Origin of the sequence: Shewanella sp. DC2-4 (assembly GCF_013248875.1) — a bacterium.
GTDB lineage: Bacteria > Pseudomonadota > Gammaproteobacteria > Enterobacterales > Shewanellaceae > Shewanella > Shewanella oncorhynchi.
Genome location: NZ_JABRVR010000002.1, coordinates 1,825,504 through 1,840,988, shown reverse-complemented (window position 1 = coordinate 1,840,988; position 15,485 = coordinate 1,825,504). Strand labels below are relative to the sequence as shown.

General features: G+C 46.5%; 10 protein-coding genes and 1 pseudogene. 4 read left to right on the top strand and 7 right to left on the bottom strand.

Features of this window, described 5'->3' with window-relative positions; genetic code table 11:
* Positions 1-158 precede the first annotated feature (158 nt).
* Positions 159-1,538 carry a hypothetical protein gene (locus HQQ92_RS08815; RefSeq protein WP_173244695.1) on the bottom strand — a complete coding sequence of 460 codons (1,380 nt, stop codon included), beginning with the start codon at positions 1,536-1,538 and terminating at the stop codon, positions 159-161.
* Positions 1,539-2,032: 494 nt separating this feature from the next.
* Between HQQ92_RS08815 and HQQ92_RS08810 the strand changes: the two genes are divergently transcribed.
* Complete coding sequence (locus HQQ92_RS08810; RefSeq protein WP_028759837.1) at positions 2,033-2,716, top strand: hemolysin III family protein; 684 nt, start codon at positions 2,033-2,035, stop codon at positions 2,714-2,716.
* Positions 2,717-2,833: 117 nt separating this feature from the next.
* Here HQQ92_RS08810 and HQQ92_RS08805 read toward each other — a convergent pair whose 3' ends face one another.
* From HQQ92_RS08805 to HQQ92_RS08795, 3 genes and pseudogenes are all read right to left on the bottom strand, one after another.
* Entirely contained in the window at positions 2,834-3,349 is a 516-nt protein-coding gene (locus tag HQQ92_RS08805; protein ID WP_251071041.1) for a tRNA-uridine aminocarboxypropyltransferase, read from the bottom strand.
* Between the two features lie 190 nt (positions 3,350-3,539).
* Positions 3,540-4,070 carry an NUDIX hydrolase gene (locus tag HQQ92_RS08800; protein ID WP_173244689.1) on the bottom strand — a complete coding sequence of 177 codons (531 nt, stop codon included), beginning with the start codon at positions 4,068-4,070 and terminating at the stop codon, positions 3,540-3,542.
* 285 nt (positions 4,071-4,355) lie between these two features.
* Positions 4,356-5,172, bottom strand: a pseudogene (locus HQQ92_RS08795) (tRNA (adenine(22)-N(1))-methyltransferase TrmK).
* Positions 5,173-5,439: 267 nt separating this feature from the next.
* Here HQQ92_RS08795 and HQQ92_RS08790 point away from each other — a divergent pair.
* Positions 5,440-7,602, top strand: a complete 2,163-nt coding sequence (locus tag HQQ92_RS08790; protein WP_173244684.1) for a glycoside hydrolase family 97 protein — start codon at positions 5,440-5,442, stop codon at positions 7,600-7,602.
* An 89-nt stretch (positions 7,603-7,691) separates the two neighbouring features.
* On the opposite strand, the gene HQQ92_RS08785 is transcribed toward HQQ92_RS08790, so the two are convergent.
* A complete protein-coding gene (locus HQQ92_RS08785; protein WP_173244681.1) occupies positions 7,692-8,699 on the bottom strand; it encodes a class I SAM-dependent rRNA methyltransferase in 1,008 nt (335 codons plus the stop codon).
* 213 nt (positions 8,700-8,912) lie between these two features.
* The gene (locus HQQ92_RS08780; RefSeq protein WP_173244678.1) at positions 8,913-9,206 is read right to left on the bottom strand and encodes a YciI family protein; all 294 of its coding nucleotides are present in this window, start codon (positions 9,204-9,206) and stop codon (positions 8,913-8,915) included.
* Positions 9,207-10,097: 891 nt separating this feature from the next.
* Between HQQ92_RS08780 and HQQ92_RS08775 the strand changes: the two genes are divergently transcribed.
* Together HQQ92_RS08775 and HQQ92_RS08770 are read left to right on the top strand one after the other, a co-directional pair.
* Positions 10,098-11,759, top strand: coding sequence for an MFS transporter (locus HQQ92_RS08775; protein ID WP_173244675.1), 1,662 nt, complete (start codon positions 10,098-10,100; stop codon positions 11,757-11,759).
* 150 nt (positions 11,760-11,909) lie between these two features.
* Positions 11,910-14,471, top strand: coding sequence for a glycoside hydrolase family 15 protein (locus tag HQQ92_RS08770; RefSeq protein ID WP_173244672.1), 2,562 nt, complete (start codon positions 11,910-11,912; stop codon positions 14,469-14,471).
* A gap of 120 nt (positions 14,472-14,591) precedes the next feature.
* Here the strand turns inward: HQQ92_RS08770 and HQQ92_RS08765 are convergent, their stop codons facing one another.
* Positions 14,592-15,410: a helix-turn-helix transcriptional regulator gene (locus HQQ92_RS08765; protein ID WP_173244669.1), complete on the bottom strand. Its 819-nt coding sequence runs from the start codon at positions 15,408-15,410 to the stop codon at positions 14,592-14,594.
* Between the last annotated feature and the right edge of the window lie 75 nt (positions 15,411-15,485).

Genomic DNA, 15,485 nt, shown 5'->3' with positions numbered 1-15,485 from the left:
AGACAGAAGCGGCAGCAACAAACAAGGAAAAAAGCAATTAAAAATCTTAACCACCAATCCAAAATAAAGATTCATAATTAATTGTTTTTAATTGATTAAATAAAATTAAACTAAAAAAATCTATAATTAGCATGAAAATAGATCATAAAAGAAAGCAGCTATTGATGGGGTTTGAGCATCATTTTATTTAATCGAGATTGAATGGCATCATCAATAGCTTGATTGATTTTTTTGCCACTGCAGTTAATGGGAAAACCTAAATTTTCGGCGTTAGGATTAACTTGAGTGCCGACTTGTACCACGCGATAACAAGTATCCCCTTTACGCACAATACGATTTGGATCTAAGGGTAAATCTAGACTCGTTGTGCCACCGAAATCATCGGCGTTAGGGACAAATAGCACCTCCATCTCTGGGCTCATTTCACTCATATTCGATTTCAGGGTGAATTTATCGGCCTGTTCAATGACGAGATCATCGAGCGCTTGCTCGCGCTGACGTTCAAAATATTGCTGCGTGAATAAACTCATGCTTGAGCTTGTCGCTATTGTGCTCTCACCTTCTGCTGCGGGTAAACTCTTAGCGCCAAGCTGCGGCTTTATTTCTGTGGTATCAAGCGTATTAGTTGGTTTTTTTGCCGTCACTTCAGCGGGCTGTACTTCACTTTGGGCACTTGATTGAGTTCTCTTTGATTGAGATTGGTTCGATTGATTGATGTCCGGTTTAACCGTATCTGGCTTCACTTTTCCCTGCTCTACTTTTTCCGCTTCCACTTTTTCAGAGACGGCCTTTTCAGGTGCTATTGTTTCAGGCATGACCTTTTCAAGTATTGGCAGAGGCTTAACTTGAGTTGGAGGTGTGGGAACTGGTATAGGCTCAACTAAACTTGTCGCTTCAGTCTTATCCTCGGCCTTTATCTCAGTTTCGGACTCCGAGGTTTCGGCTTTCTCTACCGCGGGAGCATAAATAAAGTAAGCCTTGATCGCTGCCACTTTAGGGCCACGGCTTTCTATTTCCTTCAATCCAAAGGGATTTAACTGCGGGCGCCACAAAATGCAGATAAGTAAAAATAAACACACATGCACTAAGAGTACGAAAAATAGCAGACTTAATTCTTTGAAATATGGCTGACGAGCACGCAAAACTGATCCCGTACCCAATCCCTGAGCACTAGTTTGTATTGTCCTAGACAGTTCAGGTTTGGATTCAGACTCAGGAACCAATTTATGTTGATGTTCAGCATGGATTTCTTGCAGTACCAAATCTTGGGTTTTATCTTGAGCTATGCCTTTGATGTCATGCTTAGAGGCTGAATGACCTGCATCGCTATTGAACGCTAATGGCTCCGTATCAGTGGTAAAAACAGGCGTTTGAGCAGCATCCAGTTCACCGAGGTGATGATCAAAGGCGATAAAAGTCTCGCCTTCTGGCGATGTGACCGAAATCAGCAAAGCACTATTGGCATCATCTCCAATCGCTATCGCTGTAGGAGATGCTGTCAATAAAGGCGCGGCCTTGGGTTGATGTTGAAAAGGCAAAATCCATCCTTAGGTTTTGTATAGTATCCATTGATTTCAATGATGCTTAACGTGGAACGATTACACTCTAATTCAATATCAATCCAATATCGGGTTGGTGAATATTGAAAGCGAATTATCTATTGATTGCATTTACTTACGAGTGCTCAACGCAGATTAGAGGAGGCAAACAGAGCAAAGTTCAATGCGAATGCAACCTGCTACAAGCACAGTACTTTACGCCAGTGCTTGATAAGTCACTTGCCAGTTAAGACAAATAAGGTTGGAAATTGGGATCATAATCGCGCTAAATTGAATGTTAAATCTCACGTCTTGAAGCGAGTAGCATCATCAATGCGATGCACTGATGGGAGTGCAAGACGGCGTTAAAAATCTAAAAGATGAAAAATAGAAGCCAACCACAAATTTAAGCTTACAAGTGTACGCTTAAATATGGTGGTTTATTTTTCTAACTGATAGACTCAGTCATTATCGTTTACGAGTGTGTATCTACCATGTCGAGTCAAAGTGTTACCGAACAGCCAAACACAGTTAAAAACCCGGTAAAATCTGGACCATATAGTATCAAAGAAGAGATCGCTAACAGTGTATCCCATGGCCTAGGTGTCATTGCGGGGATTGTGGCATTGGTGCTCATGCTGCTTAAAGGTCAAGATCACCTAACGCCAATTCAACTTGCGGGCGTAACCATTTATGGTGCGAGCATCATAGTGCTTTTCCTATGCTCGACGTTATATCACAGTGTTAGCCATTCAGGCTGGAAACATAAACTGAAGATCGCCGATCACTGCGCTATTTACTGTTTAATTGCAGGGACTTACACACCTTTGATGCTGATAAGCCTACAGGGGACACAATCGGTAGTGATTTTAACGGCCATTTGGTCGCTTGCAATTGGTGGGATCCTATTTAAGACACTGTTTATTCACAAATTCAAAAAGTTAAGCCTAGTGTTGTATCTCGCTATGGGTTGGCTATGTGTCACTGTGATGGGCGATTTAACGGCGGCGATGTCAGAGGTAGGCTTTAATCTATTAATCTTAGGCGGGTTATTTTACACCTTAGGAGTTGTGTTCTACGTCGGTAAACGCATTCCATTCAACCATGCCATTTGGCATTTGTTTGTGCTCGGCGGTGCCATGAGTCACTTTCTGTGTATTTATCTGACTGTTATTTAAATGACTATGATTTAACTGATAGTGATTTAACTGGCTCTGATTTATCTGTGAGTCAAAGCTAAAAGTCGTTAATTATCTATTCAAGCACTTTCTTGAACGCTCTCTCAAACACCGCAATCAAGTATGGCTATTTAATTCAGTAAACAGTGACGCTAATAGCGTCGCTTGTTCTGCTCTGCCACACTGGCGCCAAAGCGCAATAATGCATTCTACAGTGCACAAGCCCCCTTCTTGCTGATTACGCCGCAATATAAAGGCGGATTCAGGCATAAGTGGCGGCAAACTGACTCGTGCAGCAGTTTTAAGATAGGGGCTCTGGCGCAGCATCTTACGCGCCTCCTGCCAAGTCGCATCTAAAATCACCACTTGGCTAGGCATTCGTTGTGTTGCTATGAGTGTGGATTGCGCTGGTGCTAATAACGTTTGTGCGTTCGAGAGCGCTGGCTCAGTATCACTTGCTGGAAACAACAGTTTAGCCTGCTGCGATGCCAACATAGCCACTAAATCGTTATCAGGTGCCGTTCTCGACCAGACGATGCTTTTCACCTCTTCAGGAAATGCGGCTAACGCGAGTTGGCCAGTATTCGTTTTGCGGGTTAACTCGCGCTCGTGGGTCAATAAAATAATCTGCATTGCCTTCCTTGCTGCGGCAAAAGAGTGAGAAATAGCCTTAAACATCCACAGACTCAGGCACAGACTCGAAGCATATCCGCTTAAAAGATCAGGTTAAAATAACGGTGTTCGATCGCCAACAAGCCAAGCCAACTAAGTTTGACGTGAAATAAAATCATAGATTAAAGTTATGATTTAAAAATGGTAAAATTTAAAAACATTCCAATACTATCTGTTTTAGCAGAAAAGTTTCACGCTCTATTGATTGGCCTTTATGGGGATGATTGCGCTGAATATCTTCGTTATGGGCGATAGCTTGATGAATATTAAGCCATTCAGGCCGCATGCCATTTTTAATCTCATGGGCTTCTAATCGAGTCTCACCTAAACCACGCTCACCCAGTGTGATGTCAATACGGCATACATAACAGAATGACTCCATGTGCACTACATTCGCTCCTTCACGGTACCAAGGTCGAAACTCTTCATAGCGACCAAAGGGCGCTAACACTTGAATGTCTAAGGCACCGGTTTCTTCCTGAAGCTCGCGGATCAGTCCATCTTCGAGACTCTCGCCATCATCAATTCCGCCTCCGGGTAAGCTGTAGTCGCGGTATTTTTGGGTATAAAGTAGCAAAATGTCTTCACCCGATAACACTATCGCGCGGGCAGCTCTGCGATAAAAAACGCGTGCCGTCTGTAGGTTAACCGCAGGATCTTGGGTAGTTCTCAATAAACGCATCGTCGTAGCCATTTGCCGAAAAGGAGTCGAAGCATAAACGAAAATGCGCCAAATGCAGATCAAAAACTGCCACAGAGGCAATAATCACACTCAGTCCAGTCCGAGTGATTAATAGATTTTAACGATTACAAGATTGATTGTTAACGGTTTATGCTAAAATCGTTTTACCCATAATATTAACAACGAGATCGCGATGCATCAGCTCTTTCGCCTGATCCTCATCTTTGGTGCTCATCTTTGGTTCTCATCTTAGTTCTCAGCGTAATGCCCAAGCGGCAAAAATGCTCAAGCGCATTCAAGCTCACTCATACTCACTCAAGAACTGGGCCAATTGCTGCTGATAGGCGTGAATAATTTCAGGAGTTTGCTTGTGCGCCGGCATGCGTTGGTAATGGCCAATCAGCTGCGACAGGTAGTGGTGTGCTCGCGGCAGGTTTGCTTCATCTAACGTCTGCCATATTAACGACCCCGTAGCAGTGATAGGCAGACCATTTGGATCTATGATTGTGCTGACGTGGAGGATTTCGTAGAAACGTTGATTCTCTTCCAATAAGTGTTCCGACTTAAGCCCTAGCCCTAAGGCCGAAAGTGATTGCCTGACATAGTAATTATGATGCACGGGACACAAAATAAACTCGAGGTGCCGCAGTGGGTGTTGAGCTAGAATTGCCCGCACTAATTCCACCAGCAATTCACCACCCACGCCAGCGATGATAATCAACTGTTTATCTTTGTCACTGGTTTGCTCGAGCGGTAAAGCCGCGACATCGAGGCAATGCACTTGCCACTGAGTATGACGATATAAGTTTGAGTTTGGTTCTTGATTTGACTGTGAGTCTATGTCTGGGTTTAAGTCTGGATCTGAGTGTGGCGCTAAATTGGGATTAAGGCCTGATATCTCTGCGGGGAAAAAACGCTGTAAACGCAGCTCAAGCGCCTGCATCAGCGAAGGGACACAATCGACAAAGTGCACTTGGCGGGCAGCATTCCTTTTTAACAACAGCATACCGAGCAAACCATGATCGCAGCAGCAATCCCAAATATGATCGTAATGACCAGTGATCATGCTGTTTATCTGTTGTAAACGTTGGCTAATTTTCACGGTTTGACCTTACTACTGCGGCTCCAAATACTGTAAATCCCACTGTAAATCCCACGCTAAATTGCATTTTTAAGCAAAAAGAAAGCGCGCAGTTTACCCGAGTCAAAAGCAAACCACATCTTTTGTTCGTGCCCTCGCAGTGCTTCACGTCACGTCTGTTACGCCACGCCTTAATATGGTGAATACGTATGCAGGCCGTTGCGGTTAAAAAGCCATCGCCACTAGTATGCTGTGAGTCACATTCGTTATAAAAACAAGGATCAAGGAATGTTCATCAAGACCAACCCTATTCAGTTCACTCGCAGCGACTTAACTGCCCGTCACGTAACAGACTGCCACTTAACAAACAGCCACGCTCGCCAGAGCTCATCGCGACAAAAACTATCGCAAGCGCGATTAAGCCATTCACTTATCGCCCTTGCAGTTACGAGTCTTTTTAGTGCCAACGTATTTGCCAAAACCGTTACCGTCAGCTCACCCAACCAACAAATTCAAATCAGCTTGAGTGACGATACTGGCCGCCCCGAATATAAAATCGATTTTCACGGCAAAACAGTCATAGAACCGAGCCGCTTAGGCTTAGTTTTTCAATCCCTTGGCGAACTCGGTCAAGGATTACAGATAAAAAGCAGCGATAAAAAAAGTGCCGATGAAAAGTGGCAACAACCTTGGGGCGAACAGGAATGGATCCGCGATCAGCACAATCAACTGACTGCAGTATTAAGTAATGGCAAGGTGCAACTCGAAATCGAATTTAAAGCCTTTGACTATGGGATTGGCTTTCGCTATCACTTAGCCCCACAAGCTGCCCTACCCGCCAATTCGCCGCTATTAATCACTGACGAGTTAACCGAGTTCAATGTCGGCAAAAGCGATAAAGCTACAGCATGGTGGATCCCTGCCCGCAGCTGGAATCGCTACGAATATTTATATCGCACCACAGCGCTTAAAGACGTCGATAGAGCCCATACCCCCTTCACCTTTAAACTCGCAGACGGTACGCACTTAAGTATCCACGAAGCCGCCTTGGTGGACTTTGCCGCCATGACCTTAGATCAACAGCGCGATGGCAAACTTAAGGCGGATCTCACGCCTTGGTCCGACGGTATTCGTGTCAAAACCCAAGTGGGTTTTTATACGCCATGGCGCACCATTCAAATTGCCGACAAAGCAACTGGGCTGCTCAATTCGCACCTCATCCTAAACCTCAATGAACCCAATAAACTCGGCGATGTTACTTGGGTAAAACCAGGGAAATACGTCGGTATTTGGTGGGGAATGCACTTAAACGAAAATACTTGGGGCTCGGGCCCAACCCATGGAGCAACCACCAGTGAAACAAAGCGTTATATGGATTTTGCCGCTCAATATCAGTTTGATGGTGTATTGGTAGAAGGTTGGAATGAAGGTTGGGACGGCGACTGGTTCCACAATGGCGATCAATTTAGCTTTACCAAGGCCTATGCTGATTTCGATCTGCCCGCCATCGCAGCCTACGGGGCAAAACAAAATATACGCTTAATCGGCCACCATGAAACCGCAGGTTCAGTCACGCATTATCGCGAGCAAATGGCAGATGCCTTCGCCCTGTATGAGCAGCTTGGTGTTACTCAAGTCAAAACGGGCTATGTCGCCGATGGTGGCCAAATCAAGCGCATAGATGACAAAGGCATTACCCGTCACGAGTGGCACGACGGCCAGTTTATGGTCGGTGAGTATTTGCACAATGTCACTGAAGCAGCGAAACACCATATCAGTATCAATACCCACGAGCCGATTAAAGACACAGGCCTGCGCCGAACCTATCCGAACTGGATCTCCCGCGAAGGTGCCCGCGGCCAAGAGTATAATGCTTGGGGTAGCCCACCAAACAGCCCTGAACACACGGCCATGTTACCCTTTACCCGCATGCTTGCGGGTCCAATGGACTTTACCCCGGGAATTTTTGACTTAGCGCCCAAGGGGTTGGATGCTGAAAATCGTGTGCAAACCACATTGACCAAACAGCTCGCCTTGTACGTTGTGCTCTATAGCCCAATCCAAATGGCAGCGGATCTGCCGCGCAATTATGAAAAGCACTTAGATGCCTTCCAATTTATCCGCGATGTGCCCACAGATTGGTATCAAAGTGTCGCGCTGGCCGGTGAAGTCGGTGACTATGTGGTCTTTGCTCGCCAAGCGAAGGATCAAGGTGATTGGTACTTAGGCGCACTCACGGATGAAACCGCACGCACGGTCACGGTCAAACTGGATTTCCTCTCCCCGAATAAACGTTATCAAGCACAAATTTACCGCGATGGCGCAAAAGCCGATTGGAAAACCAACCCCTATGATTATGTGATAGAAACAAAAGAGGTGAGTGCTAAAGATAGCCTAAACCTCTCACTCGCCAGCAGTGGCGGCACGGCAATAAGGTTCAAAGTGCTTTAATAAAGTGCTTTAACGACTTTGTTGCGAGCAACAAAGTCGCTATAAACAAAGGGAGCTAAAAAGCGCCCTTTGTGTTTACTGTGACCCAATTAGTTTAATGTCAGTGCCACTATTTTAAGTGGATGATTGTCATCGAACGAAGGGAAATCCTCATGGGGATCGAGCCAAGTGTGCGTAGTGACTGTACGGCCTTGTTTTTCAACGCAGCGCACTAAACTGTCAAACCATGCTTGGCGCTCGACTTTCGCCACATTGTTACAGCAAACGATAGTGCCACCGACTTTCGTCGCCATTAATGCGGGCTTGAACAAACCTTGATAATCATTAACCAAATCGACAATACCAAAAGCACTCTTGGCATAACGCGGCGGATCGAGGAACACCAGATCAAACTGGGTTTGCGCCAATTTGGGATAACTCGGTAATTTTTGATTGCGACGCCCTCCCACACTCAAGCCTGCCAATTGGCGCAATGCCGGAAACGCATCACTCTGCACAAACTCACATACATTCGACACCTGATTTAACGCCGCATTCGCTTTGCCCGTCGCTAAAGCAAAGGAAGAAAAATCAACATTCATCACCTGAGTCGCGCCGCCGATGGCTGCCGCAGTACCAATGCCGCAGGTGTAGGAAAACAAATTCAGCACAGTTTTATCTTGGCTGTGTGCCCGTACATATTCGCGGCCAATACGCATATCGAGGAATAACAGCGGATCTTGTCCTTCGTGGCGCAGTTTAGTGCTGAACTTGATGCCATTTTCCTGCATAACTCGCTCAGAATTCGCAATATCTGCCAGTGCGGGAGATAACGCGTTCAATACGCGGGAATTACCTAATGAGCGGTCGTTATACACAATCGGCAAATCGGCCTGTTGCAGCAAAACAGCGCTCACATCGGCTAACTCTTCGTCGGTTAAGGTCTGATGAAAACTCTGCACTAGCCAAGTATCGCCATAACGGTCGATATTCAAGCCACTGACGCCTTCGACTGTGCCATGGAACACCCGAAAACAATCGGTTTGATCCTGTTCTGCTTGTTGTAAAAAATCATGGCGTTTCGCCAGAGCCGTCGATAACAGCGTTTGAATAGACATAAAAAGCGGGACTCGCGCAGCGGAAACCTGCGTAAGGTTTCAAGAGGGAAAACGGCATAATACCAAACTAGGTCGCAGAATATCGGAAAAGTTCGCCCCGAAAACAGCATAAACACCGACTAACATCCAAATGGGGGGGAACTCTATGTCCCCCCAACCCGCCAAGCCTGTTATAACCAAGTACACGGAATAATTTTCAAACAAAGATGTAGGTTAAATCACTTCAAGCAACGGCTCTAACCCTGGCGCCGTTTTAGTCGGCACAAACTCTATCACCTCAAACTCAGCGACATCGGCAATGCAGAAAGGATCTTGCTGCAAAATAGCCTCTAGCGCCGCGCGACTTTCAGCCTTGGCGAGGATGACGCCACCAGTACGTGGCACTTTGCGACCCGAGGCGACAAAAGTCCCTGCGGCATAATACTGATCAAGATAAGCAATATGGGCGGCTAAATGTAACTCCACTTCTGCAATTGGCTTTTTATAGGTAAGCGAGACAACAAACATAGGGTTCCTTTAATCAACTGAAAAAATTTAAAATAATCGAACGAAAAACGCTTAATCTGGCGATCATCATAAGCTAAGTACCTATCTGATCCCACCATATCTAGGCTGGCTATTATCATAGTGCAGAGTGCGCGACTTTCGAGTCAAGCTATCGGCATCCGTACTGGATATTTATTGCATCCTGACTCTTATTAAGTGCATTGAACTCGCCGTCAGTTATGCTGCGGTTGATTTTATCACTCAGTTAACATCCGCAATAACAATACCCTTTTTTCTAAAAAATAATGCAATGACTGATCATCAAGTATTCTAACAAGATTAGAGAGTTATTTGAGCATTCCAGCAAGCCTATGACTATTGATAAACAGTCCAAATGCGTTACACCTATGTTTCCACCCAGTTACTAACCCATGATGAATACGTATGTAAGCAGTTGTGCAAAAATCTACGCCGAGGCTACTATAAATCCGCTAGTTTCACCCTCTGCTTGTGGGGTTTGAAATCTGTGAGGTCGTTTCTGATAGGGTTACATACAAGGATTGCTATCAGGCTTAAGTTCTTTCTGCTGACTGGCTTTAGGCCACTCACTTGGGCTAACCCCTTTGAATTAAGGTGTTAGGTCCAAATTTGAAATGAATTTATCGGCGAATATACTTCTGAGGGAGGAGTATATTCGCCATTTTTTCACAGAGTACACTCATTCATGGCATGCGCGAAACTACCATGAATAAGCCATGAATCTGACTATTAGCTTTTATTGTATGCTCTTGGCTGTGATGAAATAGCTGACCACATAAAAGCAAAGTACAGTGCCAATCCATTGCTAGGCAAAACAATTAAAACAATAAGCACTCAAGGCAGAACGACTGCCGGCAACAGAAAGGAAGTTCAATGTCTTCGAATCACCAGCAAGATCCTCATCAAGCCGCAGCGCCTCAGTTGCCGTATGCCTTCAAGCAACAACCTGAGCTGAGTTTCTGGCAAATTTTTAATATGTGTTTCGGTTTTTTAGGTATTCAATTTGGGTTTGCCCTGCAAAATGCCAACGTCAGCCGCATTTTTCAAACCTTGGGGGCTTCTATCGATGAAATCCCCATACTGTGGATTGCCGCGCCGCTAACGGGTTTATTGGTTCAACCTATTATTGGTTATTTGAGTGATAACACCTGGGGACGCCTTGGCCGTCGCCGCCCCTATTTTTTGATTGGCGCGATTTTTACTACCCTTGCCATTTTTATCATGCCGCACTCGCCTACCCTGTGGATTGCCGCAGGCATGTTATGGATTATGGATGCCTCGATCAACATCGCCATGGAGCCGTTTCGCGCCTTCGTCGGTGACAATTTACCGAAAAGCCAGCGTACCCAAGGCTATGCCATGCAAAGCTTTTTCATCGGTATTGGCGCTGTGGTCGCTTCGGCCTTACCCTATATTTTGACTCACTTTTTTGATGTTGCGAATACTGCACCAGCGGGTGAAATTGCCGATTCAGTGCGTTATGCCTTCTATTTTGGCGGCACAGTATTATTGCTCGCGGTCACTTGGACTGTCGTATCGTCAAGAGAATATTCCCCTGAAGAATTAGCCAGCTTTAACGCAAAACAAGTCAATGCTGAAGATCAAACCTTAGCCCGCACTCGTACCCGCAAGGATTATCAATTTGCCTCCTTCGTGTGGATGGGTCTCGGCGCCCTGCTCACCTTCACTATTTGGGCGCAGGATTTAGACAAGCAACTGTATATTTTGAGCTTAGGGATTTTCGCCTTTGGCCCATTACAACTGTATTGCGCGCTGCGTTTGGGCAATTCACAACCCGCTGAACGCAATAAGCTCGGCATGGTATTTAGCGTGGTCGATGACTTGTTCCATATGCCCAAAGCCATGCATCAACTGGCGATCGTGCAGTTTTTCTCTTGGTTCGCACTGTTTGCCATGTGGATTTACACCACAGCCGCCGTGACGTCTTACCATTTTGGCAGCAGCGATGTGTTGTCCCAAGCTTATAACGACGGCGCAGATTGGGTCGGCGTACTGTTCGCCTCTTACAATGGTTTTGCCGCCATTGCGGCGATTTTTATTCCTATGCTGGCTAAGCATATTGGCATCAAGCTGACCCACACAGTCAATATGTTCTGTGGTGGTATAGGTTTGATTAGTTTCTTTTTTATTAAAGACCCAAGCCTGTTATGGCTGCCTATGATAGGTGTCGGTATCGCGTGGGCGTCAATTTTATCTGTGCCCTACGCCATGTTGTCGGGCATGTTACCCCCGCAAAAAATGGGCGTTTACATGGGGATTTTTAACTTCTTCATCGTCATCCCGCAGCTTCTTGCCGCCAGTGTGCTGGGTTTAGTGCTCAATGGTCTGTTCGATGGTCAACCTATTTATGCACTGATCACAGGTGGCGTCTTGATGATGTGTGCAGGCATTGCCGTATTATTTGTCGACCAAGACATTGTCGAACAAAATAACTCAAATAATCAAAGTGCAGCGATGAACCGCAAGACCCACTCAATCACGAAAGCCACAAGCAAATTAACGAATAAAAGTTAGCTCTTTATAACAGCGATACACATTAGGGGACATGCAGCAATGCATGTTAAGCATGCGGTGAATTCAGTCATTTGGCTAATCACAGCAGCATAAAATATCTTTATCAATTCAATCACTATAAAAATAAAACCATTATTTGGGGAGAACGAGATGGAATCGAGTCCTACGCCGCAGCAGGATCTGCACACCAACCAAAACCGTCACACACAAGCGTTAACAAAGCGCAGCCGCCTAGCGCTTGCCGTCGCCGCAAGTCTATTAGGGACAATAGGGTTCACAGCCTGTTCACCCACATCGAATTCAGCAACAACTGCCACAAGTGTGAATGCCGCGCCAAGTGTCCAGCAGGTTGCGCCCGGCGCACCGGGTAAAGCGCCGACTTGGGCATTTTCGGGTAAAACTGGTATTGGGACGTCTTACGAGCCTTATACCCAAGGTCAATACCAAGATGCCAAGCAAAATCCCATTAGCCGCGTTTGGTTCTCCCTCGCCCAAGGTATTTTAACCGAAACCATGTATGGTCTTATCCATAATGCGCAGCTCAAAGAACTGCAATTTGTGGTCACAGGTAATGGCTTTGTCGATACCGAAAAAGAGAACACTATCAGCAGCATAGAATATTTAGATACAGATGCTAATGGTCGCCCGCAATCCCTTGCCTATAAAATTATCAATAAAGATGTTGAAGGTAAGTATCAGATTGAAAAGCATATCTTTACCGATCCCGACCGCGACACTTTGATGATGCGTGTCACCTTTACCGCCTTTGAAGACGGCATTACACCGCATTTGTATGTCAATCCGCATATCGACAATGCGGGCGCCAATGATATCGGCCGCATCGATACTCATACTGACAATCATGCCAACACTCATGCTAATAATCAGGCGCTGGTGGCCTATACCGCCGCCAAAGACAGTAGCGTAATGACGGTAAAATCCGATCTGAATTTTGTGCAGGCTACGACTGGCTTTGTCGGTGTTTCCGATGGCCTAGCCGATTTGGCCGATAACGGCAAACTCGATACGCCCTATCAAACGACCAGTGCGCAAGATAAATCGACCGTTGGCAATATCGCCTTTACCGCGAGTTACCCTACGCTCATCAAAGCCAAACCCGTCACTTTTAATCTCGCCATCGGTTTTGGTAAAGATGAAGCACAGAGTTTAGCCAATGCCGATGCCAGCTTGGCCGCAGGTTATGATGCTGTGCTCAGCAATTACAACACAGGCTGGCAGGGTTACCTAAGCTCGCTGCCCGCCATCGCTAACATGGCCAACAACACGACCGATAACGGTAAGTTGCTGTATACCAGTGCTATGGTCTTGAAAGCGCAGGAAGATAAAACCTATGCGGGCGCACTTATCGCCTCGTTATCTAATCCTTGGGGCGATACGGTTTCGGCAGCCGTGCCGAGCACTGGCTATAAAGCGGTATGGCCGCGCGACTTTTACCAATGCGCCATGGCATTCCTCGCCATGGGTGACACGCAAACGCCCAAAGTGGCCTTCGAATACCTGAAAAAAGTGCAAGTGACCGAAAAGACGCCTGGCTTTACGGGTACGCCCGGTTGGTTCCTGCAAAAGACCCATGTGGATGGCCAAATCGAATGGGTCGGCGTGCAGCTCGATCAAACCGCCATGCCTATCATGCTCGGCTGGAAACTCTGGCAAGCGGGTGTACTCACCCCTGATGAGATCAGTCACTGGTATCAAGAGATGCTCAAAGGTGCAGCGGACTTCTTGATCAGTGGCGGTGAGGTCAATCTGGATTGGAATCACACCCAAATCACCCCACCTAAAACTCAGCAAGAACGTTGGGAAGAACAAGCGGGTTACTCCCCCTCAACAACGGCTGCCGTGATCGCTGGTCTTGTTGCCGCGAGTGAAATTGCCAAAGAAGCTAAAGATATTACTTCAAGCGCCCGTTATCTTACCGCCGCCAAAGACTTAAGTAATAGTTTAGAAAAACACTTAGTCACCACCCAAGGGCTATTGAAAAACAGCGCAGGCGTCAGCGCGCCTTACTATTTACGTTTAAGCCCGAATGGAAAGCCAAATACTCGCGATACACTGGCGGCAAATAACGGTAAGCAAGGTTTAGATCAACGTCAGATCCTCGATGGCGGATTTTTAGAACTAGTGCGTTATGGCGTGCGCGGTGCAACTGACAAGCTCATCAAGCAAAGCCTTCAACTGATTGATAATACAGAGCTTGAACCAAATCTACGCATAAAATACGAGTTTACCGCCAAAGATGGCAGTACTATCCCAGGCTTTAGACGTTATGGCAACGACGGTTACGGCGAGGATACGGTTACTGGCAAAAACTATGCGGAATCTGGCAGCAACAGCGCCGATCAACGCGGCCGAGTCTGGCCCTTCTTCACCGGCGAGCGTGGTCATTTTGAATTAGCACTCGCCCAAGCAAAAGGCGAGCTAACAGGCAATAACGCGCAGCAAACCAAGCAGCAGTTGATCAACACCTATGTGCAAGGCATGGAAACCTTTGCGAATGCGGGCATGATGTTACCCGAGCAAGCGTGGGACGGTGTCGGCGATGCCACCCGCTATCATTACCAACTCGGACAAGGCACCAACTCTGCCACACCGCTTGCCTGGACCCATGCCGAATACATCAAACTGGTGCGCTCAATGACCGATGGCCAAGTCTGGGATTATTACCCTATCGTCCCAGCGGCATTGAAATGACAAGTTGAAATAGCCAATTAAAATAGCGCATTAGCTTAACGATACTTTGATAAATTGCAGGCTAGAACAGCATCCTAGATGTTGTTCTAGCTTTTTATAGACGGTTTTATGATGCCTGATTTAGCGCCCGCTTTTCATAGGCTTATGCTGCGGGTAATCTTGCGGCGTGCAACCAAATTGCATTTTAAAGGCGGCACTGAAACTGCTGACACTCAAATAACCTAAACTATGGGCCACCATAGTCGTGCTCTCCCCTTGGCTTAAGCTCTCAAGCGAATTTAACAAACGAAATCTTTGTCGCCATTGTCGATAAGTAAGCCCAGTTTCAGCTTTGAATAGTCGCTCAATCGTTCTCACACTCGCGCCGCCCATTTCGGCTAACTCGGTCAGTGAGTAACTCACTTTTGGACGTCGGATCAGCGTTTGGATCAAGCGGCTGAGTCTTGGATCTGAGCCTGCGGGTAAATGGGCATCCAGACTGTCCAGAGTTTGGAGCTCATCGATGGCAACCAAACCCAGCCGATGCAGTTGTCCACTGTCCATAAGATGTGAACTTTCACAAAGTTTAAGCACTAATTCGCGCATCAACGCTGTCATAGTCACCATCACCACTTGCGTATCCTGTGGCCTAACGCCATAGCTAGGGTCAATATAAATATTGCGAGTATGTGCGTGGGTTTCACTGTTCACTTGATGGGGCAAATTGCAAGGGATCCAAACGGCATGGGTTGAGGGTACCACCCAGACGGCATTTTCACTGCGAACACGTAACAAACCTTTGGCGGCCCAAAGTAGCTGACCCCGCGGGTGCGAGTGAGGTTCGATGCCCGCTTCCGCCGCCATATTGCGAGTATGGGTCAGCACGGGCCGATTGGCATCTATGATAAACGCCGCATCACTGGGTGTTAACAATGTCGCTTTAGGAACATACTTTGACATATTACCTTCTTAAAACGCCAAACCAAGTCAGTTATCTTAGTAGGCATCTTTTACGTATTCAACCCAATAGGTCGG

Bases quoted from the DNA above. Each gene is read 5' to 3' on its own strand.
- HQQ92_RS08810 (WP_028759837.1), top strand. From the start codon at position 2,033: ATGTCGAGTCAAAGTGTTACCGAACAGCCAAACACAGTTAAAAACCCG.
- HQQ92_RS08805 (WP_251071041.1), bottom strand. From the start codon at position 3,349: ATGCAGATTATTTTATTGACCCACGAGCGCGAGTTAACCCGCAAAACG.
- HQQ92_RS08800 (WP_173244689.1), bottom strand. From the start codon at position 4,070: ATGCGTTTATTGAGAACTACCCAAGATCCTGCGGTTAACCTACAGACG.
- HQQ92_RS08790 (WP_173244684.1), top strand. From the start codon at position 5,440: ATGTTCATCAAGACCAACCCTATTCAGTTCACTCGCAGCGACTTAACT.
- HQQ92_RS08785 (WP_173244681.1), bottom strand. From the start codon at position 8,699: ATGTCTATTCAAACGCTGTTATCGACGGCTCTGGCGAAACGCCATGAT.
- HQQ92_RS08780 (WP_173244678.1), bottom strand. From the start codon at position 9,206: ATGTTTGTTGTCTCGCTTACCTATAAAAAGCCAATTGCAGAAGTGGAG.
- HQQ92_RS08775 (WP_173244675.1), top strand. From the start codon at position 10,098: ATGTCTTCGAATCACCAGCAAGATCCTCATCAAGCCGCAGCGCCTCAG.
- HQQ92_RS08770 (WP_173244672.1), top strand. From the start codon at position 11,910: ATGGAATCGAGTCCTACGCCGCAGCAGGATCTGCACACCAACCAAAAC.
- HQQ92_RS08765 (WP_173244669.1), bottom strand. From the start codon at position 15,410: ATGTCAAAGTATGTTCCTAAAGCGACATTGTTAACACCCAGTGATGCG.